Annotated in this window: 18 protein-coding genes; 5 read left to right on the top strand and 13 right to left on the bottom strand. The window is 34.2% G+C overall.

Annotated features, from left to right (window positions below; genetic code table 11):
• Positions 1 to 512: 512 nt before the first annotated feature.
• The 4 genes from IPO86_02480 to IPO86_02465 all read right to left on the bottom strand — a co-directional run bounded on the left by IPO86_02480 (position 513) and on the right by IPO86_02465 (position 6,519).
• On the bottom strand, positions 513 to 3,092 hold the full coding sequence (locus tag IPO86_02480; GenBank protein ID MBK9726962.1) for a fibronectin type III domain-containing protein: 2,580 nt from the start codon (positions 3,090 to 3,092) through the stop codon (positions 513 to 515).
• Between the two features lie 391 nt (positions 3,093 to 3,483).
• On the bottom strand, positions 3,484 to 4,731 hold the full coding sequence (locus IPO86_02475; GenBank protein MBK9726961.1) for an NAD(P)/FAD-dependent oxidoreductase: 1,248 nt from the start codon (positions 4,729 to 4,731) through the stop codon (positions 3,484 to 3,486).
• A gap of 69 nt (positions 4,732 to 4,800) precedes the next feature.
• Positions 4,801 to 6,219, bottom strand: a complete 1,419-nt coding sequence (locus IPO86_02470) for an L-serine ammonia-lyase (GenBank protein ID MBK9726960.1) — start codon at positions 6,217 to 6,219, stop codon at positions 4,801 to 4,803.
• An 81-nt stretch (positions 6,220 to 6,300) separates the two neighbouring features.
• On the bottom strand, positions 6,301 to 6,519 hold the full coding sequence (locus tag IPO86_02465; GenBank protein MBK9726959.1) for a hypothetical protein: 219 nt from the start codon (positions 6,517 to 6,519) through the stop codon (positions 6,301 to 6,303).
• Positions 6,520 to 6,706: 187 nt separating this feature from the next.
• On the opposite strand from IPO86_02465, the gene IPO86_02460 reads away from it, so the two are divergent.
• The gene (locus tag IPO86_02460; protein MBK9726958.1) at positions 6,707 to 7,447 is read left to right on the top strand and encodes a phosphatase PAP2 family protein; all 741 of its coding nucleotides are present in this window, start codon (positions 6,707 to 6,709) and stop codon (positions 7,445 to 7,447) included.
• 743 nt (positions 7,448 to 8,190) lie between these two features.
• Here IPO86_02460 and IPO86_02455 read toward each other — a convergent pair.
• The 4 genes from IPO86_02455 to IPO86_02440 all read right to left on the bottom strand — a co-directional run bounded on the left by IPO86_02455 (position 8,191) and on the right by IPO86_02440 (position 11,496).
• Complete coding sequence (locus tag IPO86_02455; GenBank protein ID MBK9726957.1) at positions 8,191 to 8,388, bottom strand: hypothetical protein; 198 nt, start codon at positions 8,386 to 8,388, stop codon at positions 8,191 to 8,193.
• Positions 8,389 to 9,160: 772 nt separating this feature from the next.
• Positions 9,161 to 10,618 carry a WG repeat-containing protein gene (locus IPO86_02450; GenBank protein ID MBK9726956.1) on the bottom strand — a complete coding sequence of 486 codons (1,458 nt, stop codon included), beginning with the start codon at positions 10,616 to 10,618 and terminating at the stop codon, positions 9,161 to 9,163.
• Between the two features lie 234 nt (positions 10,619 to 10,852).
• The gene (locus IPO86_02445; GenBank protein MBK9726955.1) at positions 10,853 to 11,254 is read right to left on the bottom strand and encodes a type II toxin-antitoxin system VapC family toxin; all 402 of its coding nucleotides are present in this window, start codon (positions 11,252 to 11,254) and stop codon (positions 10,853 to 10,855) included.
• The gene (locus IPO86_02440) at positions 11,251 to 11,496 is read right to left on the bottom strand and encodes a hypothetical protein (GenBank protein MBK9726954.1); all 246 of its coding nucleotides are present in this window, start codon (positions 11,494 to 11,496) and stop codon (positions 11,251 to 11,253) included. The genes IPO86_02445 and IPO86_02440 overlap by 4 nt, the downstream gene beginning before the upstream one ends.
• Positions 11,497 to 12,151: 655 nt before the next feature.
• Between IPO86_02440 and IPO86_02435 the strand changes: the two genes are divergently transcribed.
• The 3 genes from IPO86_02435 to IPO86_02425 are packed head-to-tail and all read left to right on the top strand — an operon-like array spanning position 12,152 to position 14,548.
• Entirely contained in the window at positions 12,152 to 13,267 is a 1,116-nt protein-coding gene (locus IPO86_02435; GenBank protein MBK9726953.1) for a DegT/DnrJ/EryC1/StrS family aminotransferase, read from the top strand.
• A gap of 9 nt (positions 13,268 to 13,276) precedes the next feature.
• The gene (locus IPO86_02430; GenBank protein MBK9726952.1) at positions 13,277 to 13,759 is read left to right on the top strand and encodes an acyltransferase; all 483 of its coding nucleotides are present in this window, start codon (positions 13,277 to 13,279) and stop codon (positions 13,757 to 13,759) included.
• Positions 13,760 to 13,795: 36 nt separating this feature from the next.
• On the top strand, positions 13,796 to 14,548 hold the full coding sequence (locus tag IPO86_02425; protein MBK9726951.1) for a hypothetical protein: 753 nt from the start codon (positions 13,796 to 13,798) through the stop codon (positions 14,546 to 14,548).
• Positions 14,549 to 14,630: 82 nt separating this feature from the next.
• Here IPO86_02425 and IPO86_02420 read toward each other — a convergent pair whose 3' ends face one another.
• The 5 genes from IPO86_02420 to IPO86_02400 form a co-directional block, all read right to left on the bottom strand.
• Positions 14,631 to 15,371 carry an AI-2E family transporter gene (locus IPO86_02420; protein ID MBK9726950.1) on the bottom strand — a complete coding sequence of 247 codons (741 nt, stop codon included), beginning with the start codon at positions 15,369 to 15,371 and terminating at the stop codon, positions 14,631 to 14,633.
• A gap of 1,090 nt (positions 15,372 to 16,461) precedes the next feature.
• Positions 16,462 to 18,012, bottom strand: a complete 1,551-nt coding sequence (locus tag IPO86_02415; protein ID MBK9726949.1) for an SDR family oxidoreductase — start codon at positions 18,010 to 18,012, stop codon at positions 16,462 to 16,464.
• 248 nt (positions 18,013 to 18,260) lie between these two features.
• Positions 18,261 to 19,499 (bottom strand): MFS transporter, encoded by a 1,239-nt coding sequence (locus IPO86_02410; GenBank protein MBK9726948.1) that lies wholly within the window; start codon positions 19,497 to 19,499, stop codon positions 18,261 to 18,263.
• 125 nt (positions 19,500 to 19,624) lie between these two features.
• Positions 19,625 to 19,939: an antibiotic biosynthesis monooxygenase gene (locus tag IPO86_02405; GenBank protein ID MBK9726947.1), complete on the bottom strand. Its 315-nt coding sequence runs from the start codon at positions 19,937 to 19,939 to the stop codon at positions 19,625 to 19,627.
• Between the two features lie 13 nt (positions 19,940 to 19,952).
• The gene (locus IPO86_02400; protein MBK9726946.1) at positions 19,953 to 20,693 is read right to left on the bottom strand and encodes a biotin--[acetyl-CoA-carboxylase] ligase; all 741 of its coding nucleotides are present in this window, start codon (positions 20,691 to 20,693) and stop codon (positions 19,953 to 19,955) included.
• Between the two features lie 67 nt (positions 20,694 to 20,760).
• Here IPO86_02400 and rsfS point away from each other — a divergent pair, with 67 nt between their 5' ends.
• Positions 20,761 to 21,147 (top strand): ribosome silencing factor, encoded by a 387-nt coding sequence (rsfS, locus tag IPO86_02395; GenBank protein ID MBK9726945.1) that lies wholly within the window; start codon positions 20,761 to 20,763, stop codon positions 21,145 to 21,147.
• Positions 21,148 to 21,177 lie beyond the last annotated feature (30 nt).

Raw genomic sequence — 21,177 nt, 5'->3', positions numbered from 1 at the left:
GGGGACGAAATGGCCTGTCAAACAATAATAACTTCCTACTAGCTGCTCCCGGGAGGCGAAAGGGTCTGAATGAATTAATATGATCCTACTAGCTGCTCGCGGAGCTCGCAGTTCCTTCACTTAAGAGTGCCTTCTAGCACTCTTATTCGCGGTAGCGAACCGTTCAGTCATGTTTCGCTAAAATGAACCAAAAAGCGCCTTCGAAATAAGTCGCCAATGCTTACTCACCAGACATCAGCTCCTATTTTTATACCAAGGTTTTTTGCTACACACTATAGTGAAACTCAGATTCATTGAATAAAAGAATATCCTTAAAAACAAAGGCTAAAAATACCCATCACACGCTGTATTTCGAACGGATACCCGATTCATAAAAGAAAAGATACTTGCTCCCCAGCTTTTTTAACCTGACCCTCTTTTCGTTTTAAACAAAAAAAAATCTGTTCGGCTGGTGACGAACAGATTTACTTAATAAAGGAAAATTTATTAAAAATCCCTGTTTAAACGCTTACTTATTCTAGCTTTAACATTTTCCTGTAATGACTATTATTTAGAGATTTAACTTGAATTAAATAACCGGCTGGAGCAAGATTTTCTGTTTCAATTTGCATTGAATTTCTTCCCTGGTTGGCTTCAACAGATTTATTAATTAAAACTCTACCAATAGCATCTAAAACCAAAATATTTACAAGCTGATTTTGATTTGCATTAAACTCTACAATAAATGAATTTGCAAATGGATTTGGATATAAATTCACTTCATCTATATTCACTTTTTCAGAATTTGGATCTATAATTCCTCCAACTGCTTTTATGTTTACTGAATAATCTTCTACTTCTCCATAAGAATAGGTTTGACAAGAAGTAGCAAAACCTCCGTATCTAAGAGAAACGCGCATTCTTACTTTTGCGGTAGCTGCACCTGCAGGTATGGTAAAGTTTGAACTTAATAATGCCGTACTTGCTGAAGCAACTGATATTACTTGTTCACCAGCATCATTAAAAGAATTATTATTATTAAAATCTATCCAAACTCTCCAGTATAGTACTCCAGAACTTCCAGATGTACTCGTTTGATAATTCATGGTATAGGTAGTTCCTTTTGTAACATCTGTAACGAGACTGGTTGCATCAAAATAGCCACCATCTTTTCCTGAAACTCTATCAATGGTTCCAAGTTTTACCCGTGAAATCCATTCGTAATTAGAATTGTTTCCTTTTGAAGCGCAATATCCATTTAGTGTTGTGAATGTCACCGTTGCAGTATATGCACTTTGAGTGCCTCCACAAACTGCTTGAACCCGTACATTATAGCTTGTACCCTGAGTCATTCCGGAAAGATTTACAGTAGTAGTAGTAACAGATGCTGTGGTCCAGGTTCCGCTGGATGCTAACTTATATTGAAAATTATAAGAGGTAGCTCCACTTACTGCAGTCCAACTGGCAGTTGCAGTAGATTGTGTGATATTGGTTACCGTTAAATTGGTTGGAGTACCACATCCGCCGCCACTTCCTGCTGTTGTAAAATTGACAGTTGCGGAGTAATTACTAGATCCTGAAGAACAAACAGCCTTCACTCTTGTATTGTATAAGGTGCTACTTGTTAAGCCGGTTATATTATAAGTAGGATTCGTAGTGGTTACTACAGTCCATGTTGAACCTGCATTCGTTTTATATTCAAAATTATAAGAGGTAGCTCCACTTACTGCATTCCAGGTTGCCGTTGCAGTAGTTTGCGTGATGTTACTAATTGCTAAGCCGGTTGGAGCATTACAGCCACCACCGCCGCTACAGCTTGTTCCTAAACAATTTGCTGCAACTACTTCTGCGCGAATTTTATCACCTGGTAAGGGTCCAAATCCATTATTAAAATTAATACCATATCCAGTTAAATGACAATAGCTCATAATGGTACCTCCATTTGTTGGAGCAGGTCCTTTTGGACATCCACCTTCTGTTGTATAGCAATTATCAATAGCTCCACCGGCCCATCCACACCATTGTGTATGATTCGAACCAACATTATGTCCCATTTCGTGCGTCATCACTTCAACGGTCCAACTATAGGTTGGCACGCTTGCATAAGTAGCCGAAATGTTACTATAGGCATATTTATAGGTAGAGCACAATACATCCAACCAGGCAACACCACCAATATTATTACCTCCAAGAGCTGCTAAATGAGCCAAATCCCCATTGAAACTTGGTCTGGCTGCTTTAAATTGGTTTAGTGCATCTATGGAGCTTGTTTTACTATAAGAATCCGCGGTTGTCCAAACAAAGACTTCTGATACGGTAGTATTTATACTTTCGTTTGCATATAAAGTTGCCACATTATTAAAAACTGCGGTAATCCAGGTGACCGTTGCAGAGCTACTCCCTTTATTTTGAAAAAGAGCATAATCACATTCAATATAAACCCGAATACAATCACCACTGGCTTGAATACCCCGAGGTTGTATAGGTTTTTGAATTGTTTGTAATTCATCCGTCAAACATTCAAAAGCAAAATCCTCCTGGATGTCTTTATCATTAAATAAAATGAGCTGACCTGGAAAATCAGGTAATGCCTGAATTACCATATTGCCATCTCCAGATGAAAAACTACCCAGAATTTGATCCTTGAAAATACTAATAGAAGCAATACTATTATTTTCTTTCCCTTGTATTACACCTCTATAATATGCACCTGCTTCATAATCAATGGGTGTTTTATCATTTGAAGAGGTGTACACTTTAAAACCCTCTGCTAAAAGGTTGACTCTAATTAAATCGAGCTTTATAACTTCCCGACTATTTGTTGGAATAGATAAAGTCAATTGATCCGGTTTCTCTTTTACCAGTTTTTCTAAAACCGATTGAATAGGTTCCAGAATTTGGTATTGATTATTCAGGGCTGCTGTAAAACGAGTTTGCTTTTGGCTCCCTAATTGTAAAGCCTGAATATTTTGGAAGCCACCATAAGTTGCTTTTGCGTCATAAACTTTTTGGGCAATTGCAGGTAAAGGCATTCCATTTTGTTCGTTGACTTTAATTTCACTTACTCCTTGAGCAAATGAAGTCATAGTAATAGATAGGCAAATAAATGCCATGCAAAGATTTTTGAAGTATTGCATTGGTTTATAATTTAATGTTATAAAAAAACTAGCCTGTGGCCGTAAAAGGATATGGAAGGGAAGAATATTGGCACAAAGTTACAATAGTATTTCAAATATACAATCAGGGTAAACCCTGATTTTTATCAGGGTAAACCCTGATTTTTTAGCAATTTTTAGTTCAAACGCTCTCCATCTTTAGTATTATAAATAAATATGTGTATCCATTTAAAAATCAGTAACATCTATTCAAATTCAACGAGAAATCTAATTTAATATATATATGTATACATTAGATTGTTATTGAATTTCATAATGAATAAAATGATATATGATTTATTATATTCATTTCAATTCATATTTTCTGAACAGAAGCTTGAAAAAATATTTATAGATCTGATTTTGCGATCTGATCTGCAATCATATAAGCTCCGGTCCAGGCAGATTGAAAATTAAAACCACCGGTTACAGCATCTATATTTAATACTTCTCCTGCGAGATAAAGACCTGCACATTTTTTACTTTCGAAGGTTTTAAAATTAATATTTTTAAGATCCACACCTCCTGCGGTAACAAATTCTTCTTTAAAGGTACTCTTTCCTTGAATTGAAAATATTGAACTTGATAAGACTTTTATTAAATCTTTAATTTGATTTCCTGAAATTTGATTCCAGATTAAATCCACTGAAATTCCTGCGCGCTCCATTAAATACTGCCATAAGCGAATGGGTAATTGCATAATTGATTGAGAAACGATTTTTTTCTTTGGCTTATTGTTTTTACAATCCAGAATACAGCTTTTAATGTCCTCTTCACTAAAGTTTAACCAATTAATAATCATTTCGAATGTATACTTTTTTTCTGCGAGGAGCCGCGCACCCCAGGCTGATAGTTTTAGAATTGCAGGTCCGCTAAATCCCCAGTGTGTTATTAACATCGGGCCCGTTGATTCTAAATTTGTTCCGACAATTTGCAATTTGACATTTGAAAAACTAACACCCATCAATTCTTTTATTTTTTTATCTACCACATTAAACGTAAATAAAGAAGGCACCGGAGCAATGATATCATGTCCAAGATTTTTTAACAGTTCCCAACAACGAGCATCACTTCCCGTGGTCACAATTAATTTAGAACAATTTAACTGCAGAGTATTTGCAGAAACGATCCAACGATTAGAATCCAAATCAAAATAGAAATTAGTTACCCGGGTACTACAGCGGACTTCAATATGATGTTTGTAAATTAATTTATAAAAACATTCTAAAATAGTTAAAGAGGTATTAGAAACCGGAAACATTCTACCATCCGCTTCTGTTTTCAAATCAACACCATATTTTTCAAACCATTCTATACATTGTGCGGGTCCAAAAAAGTAAAACGGTCCGAGTAATTCTTTAAAACCTCGTGGGTAATAGTTCACTAAAACTTCGGGATCAAAACAAGCATGCGTTACATTACAACGACCACCTCCAGATATTCTAACTTTATTTAAAGTATCTTTTGCTGCTTCCAGGATTAGAATCCGAAGACCCGGCTTTAGTTCTGCTAAATTGATTGCAGAAAAAAAACCAGCAGCACCTCCACCAAGAATAATGACATCAAAATCAAATGTGTTTAAAGGGAGCTCAGACATTTTTAAAAAGCAAAAGTTTTATTTTATTTAATTTTTTGCTAAGCATTCTAAACAGCTTAGAAGGATAGATTAGCATTCTACAATATTAACTGGAATATGAATTGCGAGTCCGCCATCTGAAGTTTCTTTATATTTAGAATTCATATCTTTTGCTGTTTCTTTCATTGTTTTTATAACAGCATCCAGGCTTACTAAAGCTTTTGAAGGATCTGATTCCATAGCAATTTGAGAAGCGGTCACGGCTTTAATGGCGCCCATCGTATTTCTTTCGATACAAGGAATTTGTACCAGCCCTCCAATCGGATCGCAGGTTAAACCAAGATGATGTTCCATTGCAATTTCAGCAGCCATCATAGCTTTTTCGAAGCTTCCACCCTGACATTCTGTTAAAGCGGCAGCAGCCATTGCTGAAGATACGCCAATTTCAGCCTGGCAGCCACCCATAGCCGCAGAAATGGTAGCTCCTTTTTTAAAGAGACTTCCCATTTCACCAGCGGTTAATAAAAACCGGATAATATCATCGTCTGTATCTTTTTCAGTAAAACAAAGTTGATACATTAAGACCGCTGGGATTACACCGGCAGCACCATTTGTAGGTGCGGTAACGATACGACCAAATGCAGCATTTTCTTCATTTACCGCTAAAGCAAAGCAACTCAACCAATTTAAAGTACTGGTAAATGTATGTTTACTGGATTTTATGATTTGCATCCAGGCATCTGCATTTGAATAATTTGAAGATTGCATAAGTTTGCTTGCCATACCCTGAGCCCGGCGTTGCACATTCAGACCGCCAGGTAAAACACCATCTGTATGACAGGCTTTAAAAATACATTGTTTCATTACATCCCAAAGTCCTAATAATTTTTGTCTGATTTCAGATTCCGTTCGGAGCGCTAATTCATTTTGTAATACAACAGCAGAGATGGGTAATTTTAAGAGATTACAATAGTTTTCTAAATCCTCAGCTTTATCAATAGGATAGGGCATTTGGATCGCAGCTAAAAGTTTTTCATCCCCTTCTTTAACCACAAAGCCTCCACCGGTAGAAAAGTAGGTAAAACTTTGAGCCGTTTCATTTTTAAAAAAGGCACGAAAACGCAAACCATTTGAATGAAATGCTAAAATTTGATCATAATAAAAAAGAATATCCTGATCAGGATTAAAAGGGATCGCATATTTTGGATTTAAGGGTAGCCTTAAATGTTGTTGCACATAGTCAAGTTTGGTATGTACATCGTCTAATGGAATGGTTGCCGGATCTTCACCTTGTAAACCTAAAATAATAGCGATATCTGTACCATGTCCTTTTCCAGTTTTTGCTAAGGAGCCAAATAATTCCACCTGAATCCGTTCTATGGATTCTAAATTACCGGCAAGTTTTAATTCATTTATAAACTGTTGAGCTGCTTTCCAGGGACCCATGGTATGTGAACTGGAAGGCCCGATACCGATTTTAAAAATGTCAAAAACACTAATGCGTTCCAATGGATAAAAGAATTAATTTGAATTCCGAAATTAAGAAGAAAATAGACATTAAATGAAAGCTATTCAATTTATATTTTTGATTCATTTACATTCCCCCGGAGCATAGTCTGTAATTCCGGCACATTCAGCAGCACAAGCATTTGAATAGGTTTTATGATTACAAGCGCAAACCGGATTATAATCAAGGGTACAGATACAATCTGGCCTTGGATTTTCTACACAATTTGATTTCAATGTATTAGATTTGCTACAAGAGCACAGGAATAGGATATAGAAAATTAACAGATATTGTGCTTGCATTTTTTTTAAAAAGTATATTAAATAAAGGGTGAAAGATAAATGGTTTTAAATAATTAAGTCGATTTTTCGTTTTATAAGGCTTTACTGGTGCAGAAGATTTATTAATTCTATAGGATTTAATATTTTTATTGAGAACGCTATGGTATGTAGATATATTAAAATTGATTTCAGGAGATGCATTAAGAAAATGCTGGATATTCATTTTTGTTTTATACTCTATTTAATATTTACGATCAATCTTTCGATTTCTATTGCGCAAAATGAAGATACTTTAAAATTCAAGAATTTAAAAATTACGTCCAGTGATATTTTAATACCGGGTCTACTTTTTTCTACATCCATTATTGCACTCACAGATAATGATATCATTGGAAATCATGAATTTACAGAGGGTAGAAATAAATGGTTCTCAGGATTTCATAATCACTTAGATGATTACGGGCAATTTGCTCCGGTCGCGATTGTATATCTGGCGGATTTGTTTGGAGCAAAAGCGAAAAATAATTTTTTAGACCGAAGTTTTTTATTGTTAAAAGCAGAATTATTTACCGGTTTATTCGTGTTGCCGATGAAGAAGTTGACACATATTAAAAGGCCCGATGGTTCTGATCATAATTCCTTTCCTTCGGGGCATACGGCTCAGGCATTTGTAGCAGCTACTTTTTTACATAAAGAATTAGGAGATGAAAGTGTTTTATATAGTATAGCAGGATATTCTTTAGCAACCACGATCGGACTATTCAGAATGGCCAATAATAAACACTGGGCATCGGATGTATTAGCTGGAGCAGCGATTGGTATTTTAGCAACGAATCTGGCATATAAGCTGGGACAATATAAATGGATTCAAAAACACAAAGAAAACATTAGCTTTCAAACGGCATATTCAAATAAAAGAGTAATGCTTGGTTTCAATTACAATTTTTAAATCTTTGAATTTGCGATTAAAGTAATTATAGAAACATTTAAATACAAGTTTAATATTAATTTATGGAACAAAATAAATCTGCGCATATATTAAACACCTCTTCAAATTTATTAGGACTCTGTTTTATAGTATTGACCGCTTTAAAATTACAGAATCTGACAGAAGCAAGTATCATTGATGAATTGACGGCTTTTGTTGCTATACTTTTTATGCTCAGTTGTATTTTATCTTTTATATCTATTCGGAATATAAGTGCGAGGGCTTCATTCTATGAAAGAATTGCTGAATATTTGTTTATGAGTGGATTGATTGTAATGTTTTTAATAATCATACTTATATCAATAAATATAGTTTTCTAAGGTACATTTTGATGGAGCGGGATTCATTGTAAAACAAAAGCGGTTATAAAAAAAATATTTATTAATTGCCAAAAAAAATTAAAATCGAAGCGAAGATCCCGCGCTGCGGGAGAGAATGATATAGGATGCTTGGCGGTGTAGAGTCTAAGTCGTTTTATGCCCTGTGCTTTTTTTATTATGGGAACTGTTTGTAAATATCTTTTCGGTGGGCTATAATGATTAGTCTTATTTTATTCTCATCAATTTTCTCAAAACCTAATCTGTACTCATTAATTTTTATTCTGTAGTACACTTTATATCCAACGAGTTTAGTAACATTTTTAAGTTGTCTCAGCGAATCAGACTTTTCAAGAGATTTTTCAAATGATTTGTCGTATTCAACAATTATTTGCTTTTTAATTTTTTGAAAATTGTATTTCTAGAAACGGTTTTTCCAGTTTTAACAGATTTCATTACAGCCCCTAACATAAAATCTTCAAATTGTTCATCTTTAATATCAACCACATTGGCTCCAAGCTTTTTAGCGAGTTCTGAAAGAATTTTACTGCTTTGCTTGTCGGTTTTTACCATTATTGTGCTCATAAACTAATTTTAAACAAAGCTACGAATTTTATTTATTTCAATAATTCTTGGCATTGGGGCTAACGAGTCTGTGCTTTAGATAGGTGGGAAGTTTTAGCACTGGATTTCCATCGTACCACTGAACCTCCTATTTGTGACTCTCTTTCTGCGAAGTGACTCGGCCCCACTTTTTTAAAACACATGATACCTGCTGCCGGTCTGTTATTGTCCTGCAAAAATATTGTCATTATTTACATAAATTATTTTCACTTTTTTTTCTGTCGCAAGTTTACTGTTGTCCTGAACAAAACGAATTAGCCGCTTACTTTGTCTGCCCATAAACCTGTTCCAATAAACGATTACAATAGAGTCGAAACTGTCTGCTGAAAACTTTTTTGTTTGTGAGAGAAGCCGTAAATATTTTAGTTGCGTGTCAAGTGGAACAATGCTGTCCAATGGTGCTTGCTGTTGTGGCGGAAAAGTTGCAAGTATTCCGTTTCGGTCCCAATGAAAGTTTGGAAAACCTCCAGCGTAGCAGTTGATTTGAAATGCTTGTAACTGTCCCGAGTTATCGTAATAGAGTGCTTGTAACGGTCAGGTTAACCGGAATATTAATTTCTGCGGCTTGTTAGAGCCACTACCGAATAAATATTTTATTATATTCATCTTATTTTATTTTATTTTTTATGGTTTCAGCGAACGTGAACATCTGCGTTGTTTGCTGCGGTGTTGGGTTTGGGGATTGGGTTTGTCGCAAATAGGCGTAGATGTTGTGTTGGATAATTTGTGGTGCCTAATCATGATAATATGTGTAATCTAAAGTACATTTACCTTGTGAAGGAATTAAATTGCCTACACTATCCAAAATGTACACATTTTGGGTTTTATAATCTTCACTATCTAAGCATATTTCGGCTTTGCCATTTTTGAATTTTTTAAACCCCTTAAACATCGAATATATAGACCCCATAGATCTGTTGTTCGTATACGAATTAGGGCAATCCCCGCATTTTAATTTTAGGTTACCATCTTTGTCATAAAGTTTATTTTTTTTACAATACAAAATAAATTTACCATCTTTAGAAATATAGCCAGTTTTATTACCTCTTTCAACTATTGCAAACCCATCCTTAAACTCGCATTTATCAAGTGTATAATCATATTTAGCAAATGATCCTATATAAAACTCAAAAGGAATCTGTACTTTTCCAAATTTGTCTAAATAACCCATTTCACGGTTTGGCAGTAAAGCACAAAAAAGTCCATCCTTATTAGCAGAAATTTGTACATAAATTGGAGGTATTATTTCCTTTCCAAAAGAGTCTATATATCCTCTAAGTTGAGTTTTAACATCTTCAACTAAAAATAATCCTGAGCTATCATATAGTGTCAACTCCATTTTATCATCTATGAACTCTTTCCAATAATAATTAATTGAATTATTATTGTTGTATTTACTTTTGGGAATGCCGGAAAGCGAACCATAATATCTATTAGTAACTCTATTTCCAGATCTATCAATAATGATCCATGACATATAATCAGACTCTTCTCTTGTTTTAACGAAAGTGAATTTATTTTGAAAATCAATAAAATTATAATAAATATTTGGAATTACGAGATTGCCAATTGTATCTATAAATCCCCATTTCCCATTCTTTCTAACTGCAGCCAATCCATTTGAATAGCTACTAACTGCTTCAAAAGATAAATCTATAATTACCTTACCTGTAATATCAATAAATCCCCATTTTCCACCTTCTCTAAAACTCTTCCTATTGCGAATTAATGTCTTAGTTTCATTTATTGTCTTCGTTTTATATTTGGTAATTGTTGTAACTGTTCTTGAATTTTTATAATCATTATTTTCTTTAGAAAATGATTTCTCGTCAAGGATGATTTTTTCCTCCTTTGTAAAGTGCTTAATTTCTTTTAATGGCTTAACATCAATTACCGTACCTAAACAAACTGCCGCTAATCCTTCCTTAAAGTCAAGTATATAATCATAATTATTGTCGCCCAATGGGGCGTCCAAAGAATCAATAAAATGCCATTTTCCTCCGTTAATTCCCATTCTGTCAAGATTTCCAGAAATATTTACCCCGATATTTACCGCTTTAATACCATTAATGTGATTATTAAAAACCAAAGTATCTTGACAATGTAAATTAGAAGCAAATAACTGCATTATCGTTGAAATGCAAATACAATTATATTTTATAGTCATGGTTTTTTTTATTAAGATTCGCATAATAACTGAGTTAAGTAAAAGTATTTAAGATTTCAACGGATTTGGCATAGTCGCTGCAACGCCAATTCAATAGCAGCCAAAAATAAAAATTTAATTTTTAATTACCAAAAAAATTAAGATCGAAGCGAAGCGAAGATCCCGCACTGCGGGAGAGAATGATATAGGATGCTTGGCGGTGCAGAGTCTAAGTCGGGTTATGCCCTATGCTTTTTTATTCTTGTTGGTATGTAGGATTTATTTTTTAGTCCAATCTTCCAATGTAATTCCTTTTATTCGTTTGAAATGTTCAGTATTACTGGTTACCATTATTAAATTATGAGTAACAGAAGTCACTCCAATTAAAAGATCAAAATCATCGATGGGAGTTCCTGACTTTCTTAGTCTTGCTTTTTCTTTAGCATAAAAGTCAAGTGAATGATAAATTGGAATAATTTTGATTGCTGTTAGAAAACTATCTAGTGTATTTTGATTTTTTTCTTTGTTCTCACTATTTTCAACTCCAAACTTTAATTCGGCCAGTGTAATTTCTGAAATGAAACAATTTTCAGGATCGGCTTCTTCAAAATATTTCTTAAGGTCAAACTTGCCTTTTATATAATAGATACAGATATTGGTATCAAGGAGAAATTTTCTCAAAACTGTTCAGTTTGTCTGTTAAAAGTTCTGCTGTTGCGAATGTCTTTAATAATATTGTCAGCCGATTGCTTTGACTTCCATGCGCCAAAAGCTTTATAAAAGGATTTCTTCCTATCTGTAATATCAGTTTTAACAGAAAGAGTTAATTTAGAAATAAGGTCAAGTTTATTGCTAGGACTTAAATTGTCCAACATTTTTGAATAACCTTCTATAAGAGTAGTATCAACGTCTATAGTTTTCATTGTGGCGCAATTAATTTAGAAAGCAAATATACTAAGAAAAATTTGGTTTTTAAAAATTGGAATAATTTGATCTAGAAAGCAATATTAGCATAGGGCATAACGCTCTAATACAACAAGTAAAACTACTTTAAATATTTTAATTTGCTCCATTTTGAACAAAATTGATAGCAATTTCTTATCTGTTTATACTTATTGCAAATATAAATATTCCTGAAATCATTATCAAGACTAAATGTTAAACAAATAAGCCAATTATGCCTTCCTGTTTCAGCTTAAAATATGGATATATTTTAAATCCAAGTACAGGTAGAGTTTACACCTTAATTTGTTATTTCAAAGAAAACTAACAATACTTACAAACAAATTATTGTAATTTTATTGAAGCTTCTATTTAAAAATATTTCATTTGAATGGCTAATGGTTTGAAGTTTATTAAATCATCTTAAGGCTGTAAAAATTTATATATAGGTAGCCATTGTATATTTATAGACAATCATTGAACTTAAAAAGTAATTAGATTTATACTGCAGTTTAATCCATAGCTAATTTTGAGATTTTGTTAAATTCAGATACCTTTATTCCTTTAAGAATTGAAAAAATATAAAACTCAAAAATATTGAATCCAAAAAAATATATACAAATATCACAACCCTCCATGGGACAGGAAGAATGGGAAGCCTGCAAAGCACCTATTTTTTCAGGCTGGATGACACAGGGACCACAAGTAGCTGCATTTGAAAAGTTGTTTGCTGAAATTCACCAGGTAAAACATGCAATTGCAGTATCAAACTGCACTACCGCATTGCATCTGGCATTGATTGCCGCCGGTGTTGGTCCTGGTGACGAAGTCATCGTTCCAGCTTTTACCTGGGTTTCTACTGCTAATGCCGTGATTTATTGCGGTGCCCATCCAGTGTTTGTAGACATCGACCTGGAAAGTTTTAATATGGATGTCAAAGAACTTCAAAAGAAAATCACCCCGCGTACAAAAGCTATCATACCGGTGCATTTATTTGGGCTTTGTGCGGATATAGACGCCATAAAATTAGTAGCTCCGGGTATTAAGATTATTGAAGATGGTGCTTGCGCTGCCGGAGCTCATTATAAATCAAGACCTGCCGGTGGATTAGGTGATATCGCTTGCTTTTCATTTCATCCCCGCAAATCGGTAACTACCGGAGAAGGTGGTATGTTAACTACACAGGATGATGCACTGGCTGAACATCTAAATAAACTTCGCAATCATGGCGCTTCCTTGTCTGAAGAGCAACGGCATAAAGGTCCAAAACCTTATATACTACCAGAATTTACCATGGTAGGTTATAATTACCGGATGACTGATTTACAGGGAGCTGTAGGCTTGGTACAATTAAAAAAACTTGAATCTTTTATAACATACCGCAATCAGTGGGCCCAATATTATGACCAGGCACTAAAAGATATTAACTGGATACGGACACCCGGTCTTCCAGCCAACATGAAACATGGTTGGCAATCCTATGTCCTTTGGATTGATGAATCCCGGTCTCCGGTATCCAGAAATGCTTTGATGGAGTATTTGCAAGAACAAGGAATCGCTACCCGGCCGGGCACCCATGCTGTGCATATGCTCGATTATTATCGCCGTACTTATAATATTAAATCAGAGGATTATCCAATAGCCAAAATTGCCGACCAGCAATCGATGTCTATCCCTTTGCATAATCTTATGAAACAAGAAGATTTTGAATATATAGCTAATAAGATAAAAGCAATTTCTAATGCCTCCTAAAAAAAGCTTATGTTAAATACCCTTATTCAATGGTTCATTAGAAAAAAACGCGAAGCACTTCGCCAATCTTATAAACGGGTTTTATCGGTCAATGAATTATTTAGTGACCGCTGGGAGAAAGCAAGATATTTAGGTTTTGGAGAAAAAAGCAGCATTTATGACAGCGCCTTGGTGTATGGAGATGTTACAGTTGGAAAAAATACCTGGATTGGACCTTTTGTAATTCTTGATGGTAGTGGCGGGCTAAAAATTGGAGATAACTGTTCTATTTCTGCAGCGGTGCATATTTATAGTCATGATACCGTACAATGGGCTGTAAGCGGCGGCGTCGCGCCTTATGAATATGCTCCTGTAGTGATTGGAAATAATTGTTTTATAGGTCCTCATACAGTCATAGCAAAAGGTGTAAGCCTGGGGAATGGCTGTATTATAGGTGCTCATAGTTTTATAAATAAATCATATCCCGATGGAAGCAAGGTGGTTGGAAGATAATATTGAAAAACCATAAAAATTTAAAATGCAACGATAATGCAAAATAATTATAATAAATATCACTTTAATGATTTCACAATTAGTAAATATAAAGAAATATTAAAAGTATTAAAAATTAATTTTAATGTAAGTCTATTTCATTCCTACAATAAGAAAGATAAGTTTGTTGTATTAAGACATGATATAGATTTTTCTCCTCAAAGAGCATTAAGAATAGCAAATATTGAATATAAAGAAGGAATACGGTCTACTTATTTTATACATTTACATAGTGAATATTATAATATTTTTGAAAAAGGAATTTTCGAAACCTTTGTACAGATTTTAAATATGGGGCATGAACTAGGAATACATTTTGATACACATTTCTATAATATTGATTCGGAAGATAAAATCACAAAAATTCTTCTGTTAGAAAAGCAGATTTTAGAAAATTTATTTAATGTAAATATTAATTGTTTTTCATTTCATAATACAAATCCATTTATTATGACTTGTAAAAAGGATTCCTATGCTGATTTAATAAATACATATTCCGCATATTTTCAAAATGAGGTAAATTATTGTTCTGATAGTAATGGCTATTGGAAATATAATCGTTTGTCAGAGTATATTAAAAACCCAGAAATTAAGAATTTACAATTATTGATACATCCCGAATGGTGGCAGGAAGAACCGATGAGCCCCGCTCAAAAAATTAAGCGGTGTATTTATGGCAGAGCAGATCAAAATTATAGCAATTATAAAAAATTATTGTCCAGTTATAATAATTTGAATATAGATTGGTAGAAATCTATTCTTCAAATGAAGTGCCTAATGATTCCAGCCCCTTGAGGTGGATTTCAAAACCACCTGTCTATAAGATCTTGTATTAATCTGAATTATTTGAAGTGGGAGTATGTTCAGCTTCTAAATTAAACTCCTTTGAATACAAACTAATCAGAACGAGAAATAAGGAGATTAAAATTGGCCCAAAGATTAATCCGATAAAACCAAAGAGATTTAAGCCAATGATAACTCCAAAAACAGTAATCAAAGGATGGGTATCTCCAATTTTGCGCTGTAACCAAAAGCGAAAGAAATTATCCACCGATCCGATAATTAAAAATCCATATAAAAATAAAAAAACAGATTGCCAGATGGCGCCCTGCGTAAATAATACGATGGATAATGGAATATAAATTACCATAGATCCTACAATGGGAATAATGGCCGCAATACAGGTTGCTACAAACCAAATAATGGGTTCGTCTACACCTACTATCCAATATCCAATCAAGGCCACCAATCCCTGAAATAATCCGACCAGAGGAATGCCAATCGCATTTGAATAAATTAAATTATTTAAATGCTTTTTTAATAACCTTGAATTGCCATCACTCAAGGGTATCCAGTTATAAAGATTTTTTTCAATCTGAAGGGTAGAAATCAACATAAAAAATAAGATAAAATACATCACCACCACCGTGACAATACTATTAAAGGTTGCTCCTAATACCAAACGCAACTCCTGGACACCCCATTTTCCTAAGTTTTCTAAATTGTCTTTTGTAATAATTGTTACCTGATATTTAACTTCCGGGTATGCACCCAGGTTTCCAGACTTTGCCATAAATTTTTTGATTGCTCTATATAAGGTAATATTTTTGATGTCAGGATCCCGATTAATGCATTTATCGGTACCAAAATAATAATAAAAGATAAAAGCATTAATAAGATGGCTGCAACAGCCTTTCTACCAGCTAACTTTTTAGTAAGATGGATCATCCATTTTCGCATTAATATATACAGGGTATAAGCACCAAGTACTGCTTAGGTAAAAAACTTCTTAATTCCCAAAATAAAACAGCACCAACGCCTATGATTAACAGGATTAAAAAAAGCTGTTTTAATAATGCAGGTTGGATATTTGTATTTATCATAAAATTTAAAAATTTAATAGAATCCTTAAAAGTAAGCATTCCTTTATGGATCACAAATTCTTAAATTTAATGCAGCTGCTTTAAATCGCTGTCAATCGCATTTTTCTTCTATGGCCTTTGGTTTTATGGTGTTACAGCGTTCGTTTATTTTATAGAAGAATCTCCAAAAGTTTGGCTTTGAAAAATGTTCACCTTGCGCTGTATTTTGAACGTCTTCCTCGATCATAAAAAATTTAAGGTCAAATTTTGAACTTGACTCGAATTAGATTTTATCTTGTAAGAATAAATACTTTCTGCAAAGCTTAGCATATTTAAAAAAGAAATATTTTAGAAGCTGCTCGCGGGGGTGAAATGGTCTGAATAAATTAATATGATCCTAATATAATCCTACTAGCTGCTCGTGGAGAGATGAAATGAACAGAATGAATTAACATGATCCTACTATAATCCTACTAGCTGCTCGCGGGGGTGAAATGATCTGTCAAAACAATAATTACTTCCTACTAGCTGCTCGCGGGGGTGAAATGTTCTGGATGAATTAACATGATCCTAATATAATCCTACTAGCTGCTCGCGGAGCTCGCAGTTCCTTCCCGTAAGAGTGCCAGCAGGCACTCTTATTCGCAGTAGCGAAATGGTCAGTCATCACTTAAGAGTGCCTGCTGGCACTCTTATTCGCGGTAGCGAAGAAACATTTTACTAGCTGCTCGCGGGGAGCTCGCAGTTCCTTTACTTAAGAGTGCCTGTTGGCACTCTTATTCGCGGTAGCGAAGCGTTCAGTCACCAATCAATTGGCATATAATCTTTTAAAAATTTACCACACCAGTGTTTCCCGGTTATAATTCCATCAATAAAAGGATCACAAATTCTGGCAGCACCATCTACAATATCCAAAGGGGGTTGAAAATCATGTAGTTCGGTTTTTAATTGTGCTAGTTCAAATGGATCTTCATCGGTTACCCAACCAGTATCTACAGCATTCATATAAATTCCTTCTTTTGCTAGCTCGGGAGCAGCTGTATGCGTCATCATATTAAGAGCAGCTTTTGCCATATTCGTATGCGGATGTCTCGAAGATTTAGTAAACCGATAAAATTTACCTTCCATCGCCGTTACATTTACAATATGCTTTTGTCCTGTATACTCCCGCTTCATTAAAGCAATTAAACGGTTGTTTAAAACAAAAGGCGCAATAGCATTTACCAATTGAACTTCAATCATTTCCGGCGTTTCTATTTCTCCTAATTTTAATCGCCAACTATTGGTTTTTCTTAAATCAACTTGCTGCAAATCTGCATCCAACTGTCCAGTCGGAAATAATTGCTTTCCATCATTGGTATTGTCAAATTTATATGGGATCTGCGATAATGCCGCCGAAGCACTAATTCCTATACCGGGTTCTCTGATTTCCCAGGATGCCGGCAAATTTTGAAGACCCCGCTCTTCAACATTAATTTGTTTGATCTGATCGACAATATTTTTATAATTCTGAAGTATCGTTTGTGCTGCCATTGGCAATCGCTCTAATGGGGTTGTTTCTAATTCCATCAGATAACTAAAAAATCCAGGTGGCCTTCGCACTGTTTGTGCTGCATTATTTATAAGTATATCTAGTCTGGAAAAATGATTTAAAATATGCGAACAAAATAATTCAACACTTGGGATATGTCGCAAATCCAAACCATAAATATGCAATCTGTCTTTCCATTCTTCAAAATCTGTTTCTTTTGAATATCGTATAGCAGAATCAATCGGAAATCGGGTAGTCGCAATTACAGTGGCTCCGGAACGCAACATTTTTAATGCGGCATGAAATCCTATTTTTAATCTGGAACCCGTAATTAATGCTACCTGATTTCGCAAATCACAATGTTGAAATCGTTTGGCATAATTATAATCGCCACAAGAAATACACATCGCATCATAAAAATGATGTATCTCCTGGTATTCGGCTTTACAGATATAACAATTTCTGGGCGAACTCAAATATTGTTTTTCCGATTGATTCTGCAATGTTTCTGCTGCCAATTGTTGGGGTGCAATAAAGATAGATTCTGTTCGCACTTTTCGAATTCCACTGCTCGCTTTCGCTTCTTTATTATGGGCTTGTATTTTCTGATTTATATGTTTATTTAATCCTTTATTTCTCTTTTTAAGTTCCTTGCGATCTGGTCTTGAAAATAAACCTGCAGCTTTCATCAATGCGATCTGTTGATCTTCTGGTATGTTTACCAATTGATCTCCATGTTCACATAAATATTGCAGTAAAGAAATACACTGCTCAACATGTTCGGCAGACAATAAAGCAGGCTGTATTTTATCTTCAGACACAGATTAAATTTTTGCAAATGTAATACTCCGTTTTTAGAATTGAGTTTAATCTCTTTTATTAATTACCAATTTTAATACCGCTGAATAAAAACACATAGCACAAATGCCTAAAGATTTCATGCAGATAAAATACTTGTACTCGCGGAATAAAATATTGAAAACAACTAGCCTGATCTCATTTATTATTTATCCAAAGGATAATTTATTACAAATTTTCAATAATTTTTTTTAATACATTCCAACAAAAACTAACTGGTCTCATAATAATCCAGATCTTTTGCAAAAGTTTCTTTTAATATATAGGTAGAAATACCACTTAAAAATAAACATACACCTCCAACAATCCAGGTAGCAGTTTGAATTTCATACAAATTCAATAAATAATTAAAGGATAAGGTAATTGGAATAACAGCACCCCGAACAAAATTAGGCACTGTGGTCGTTACCGTAGCTCTGATATTGGTTCCAAATTGTTCAGAAGCGATACTTACAAATAATGCCCAAAAGCCAGTAGCAAATCCTAAACCAAAACTTAAAAAATAAAATGCCGTGACACTGATGCCTCTTGCATATAAATAAATGACGGTAAGTATACAAGTGAATATTAAATAGGTAAATACCACTTTTCTTCTGCTTCTCCACACCTGACTTAACCAGCCACTAGCCAGATCTCCAATGGACAATCCAATATAAGAATACATAATCGCATCGCCCGTTGAAATCGGACCTTCGATTCCTAAATACATTGCATATTTTCCTGAAAATTTTACCAGAATTCCTATGACAAACCAAACCGGAAGTCCAACCATAATGCAACACATATATTTTATAAAGGTCGATCGCTCCCGAAACAACATAAAAAAGTTTCCTTTTTGAATTGCTTTCGTTTTTAATCGATCAAACATGCCACTTTCAAAAGTGCCTACGCGAAATGCTAATAAAACTAAACCTAAAACGCCCCCTACGATATACGATACCTGCCAATCTGTTTGCTTTGCAATTAAGTTTCCGGCAACAGCACCCAAAGCACCGGCCGATACAACGATCATAGTACCCCATCCGCGGCGTTCTTTATCGATAATTTCAGAAATTAAAGTAATCGCAGCTCCGAGTTCTCCACTTAATCCAAAGCCTGCGATTAAACGCACTATTTGGTATTGATGAATATCCGTTACAAAAGCATTTGCAATATTGGCTAATGAATAAATTAAAATAGAAGAAAACAAAACGGATTTTCGACCTAATTTATCACCCAAAATTCCAAATACAATTCCACCCAACAACATGCCACCCATCTGCCAGAGAAATAATTGATAGTCATATTGTGCAATGGCTTCGGGGGCTAATTTTAAACCTTTTTCTAAAGATTCTTTTCCAACAATATTAAATAATTGTAAATCATAAATATCTACAAAATAGCCTAATGCTGCTACGAGGACTGGAATCGAAAAAATAGATTTTGAAAGTGGTTTTTGTTCTGCATTCATAATCAAATATATGGTCGGTTATAAACTTATCTCAATTTTTAAATCTTGTATTTTCATTTTAATTCAATATTCGCAGATAAAGATCAAAACAGAATTCGAAAGGGTATTTCAAATTGAATATACATTTAGAAGTTATTGTTAAAACTATATTCCCGTTCCACTTTACAAATTTTTAAATGATAGGATTGATACCAGCGTTTTCTACCTTGTGCTTGAGCAAAAAGATGTTCTTCATTTTGTTTCCAAATTTTTATGGCTTCCAAACTCTTCCAATAACTTATGGTGATGCCGATTTCAGAACGCGCTGTTTCGTGTCCTAAATACCCTTCCTGCTGCATTGCCAATTCAAGCATTCGTTGTGACATTTCCTGATAACCGGCAGTGTCTTCTGATAAAACACTGGTAAAAATAACCGCATAATAGCCTGCATTTGATTCCATCTATGGATATAATTTATTTGTAATTTAATTCCCCAAATGTAAAAGAAATGATTTCTTGATTTTCAGTTAACAAATGGATTTTTCCATCTTCTGTAACATATTGTATACTTGCAAGCATTGGATTTATAGCAGCCGTATTAAATACGTGTTTTTTATTTTTTTTATAAAGCACCTCATTGTATTCTGCTAATAATAAGCTCCAGTCTTCTGTACTCCTTGTTTTTAATAAAGTTAGCAACTGCGCTCTGATGTCGGATGCTATTTTTTTGATATCCATTTCTTTTCCCAGGATATTCTGAAGTGAGCTTGCAGAAAGTTCTGTTGAAAAGTATTCTTGATTTACATTTAAGCCAATACCGATTACAGCAGCTTGTATTTCTGAAGCTTTCAAAATATTTTGAATCAGGATACCTGCTATTTTTTGATTCTGGATATAAATATCATTGGGCCATTTTATGCTTAATTCGGCTATATCAAAAGTCTTTAGGCAACGGATAATAGCAAGACTTGCCGCAAGATTTAATCGGAATATCTTATTTATTGGGATGTTTTTAGGGTAGAAAATGAAACTGACTAATAAGTTTTTTCCGGCTTTACTTTGCCAAATTCTGCCATATTGTCCCCTTCCTGCTGTCTGATAGTCAGTTATTAGCATAAAACCATCAGCTGGATTGGTTTTTGATATCATATCTATAGCCAGTTGATTGGTTGATTCTGTTTCTGGTAAGTAGAGATATGGAAAATCAAAATCCATGAATTCTATAAAAATTATATTATATTAAAGAAAATTTATATATTTACTTCACCATTTATTCATTCCATTGCCACGTACAAAAGCAAACACTGCCCCTTTAGCCAAAAAAAATTCGGAATTCTTAGCACTTGTCATCGACAGTATCCAGGATATCAAAGGTAAAAATATAGTCCAACTTGACTTAAGGCATTTACCAGATGCACCCGCTAGTTTTTTCGTCATCTGTGAAGGTGAAAGCAGCACACAAATTAAAGCTATCGCTGGAAATTTAGAGCGAAGAGTTAAAGAAGAAACAGGTGAATTAGCACATTCTGAAGGCCAAATAGGCGCTCGTTGGGTATTAGTTGATTTTTTTGATGTAGTCGTACATATATTCGATAAGGATACCAGGAAATACTATGAACTGGAGGATTTATGGAGTGATGCGAAGTTTACAGAATATAAGAATATCTAATCTTTGCAACTTCTTTTAGCTTTTATTCGT

This window comes from Saprospiraceae bacterium (assembly GCA_016717265.1).
Classification (GTDB): domain Bacteria; phylum Bacteroidota; class Bacteroidia; order Chitinophagales; family Saprospiraceae; genus Vicinibacter.
This window is presented reverse-complemented; position numbering and strand designations above follow the sequence as displayed.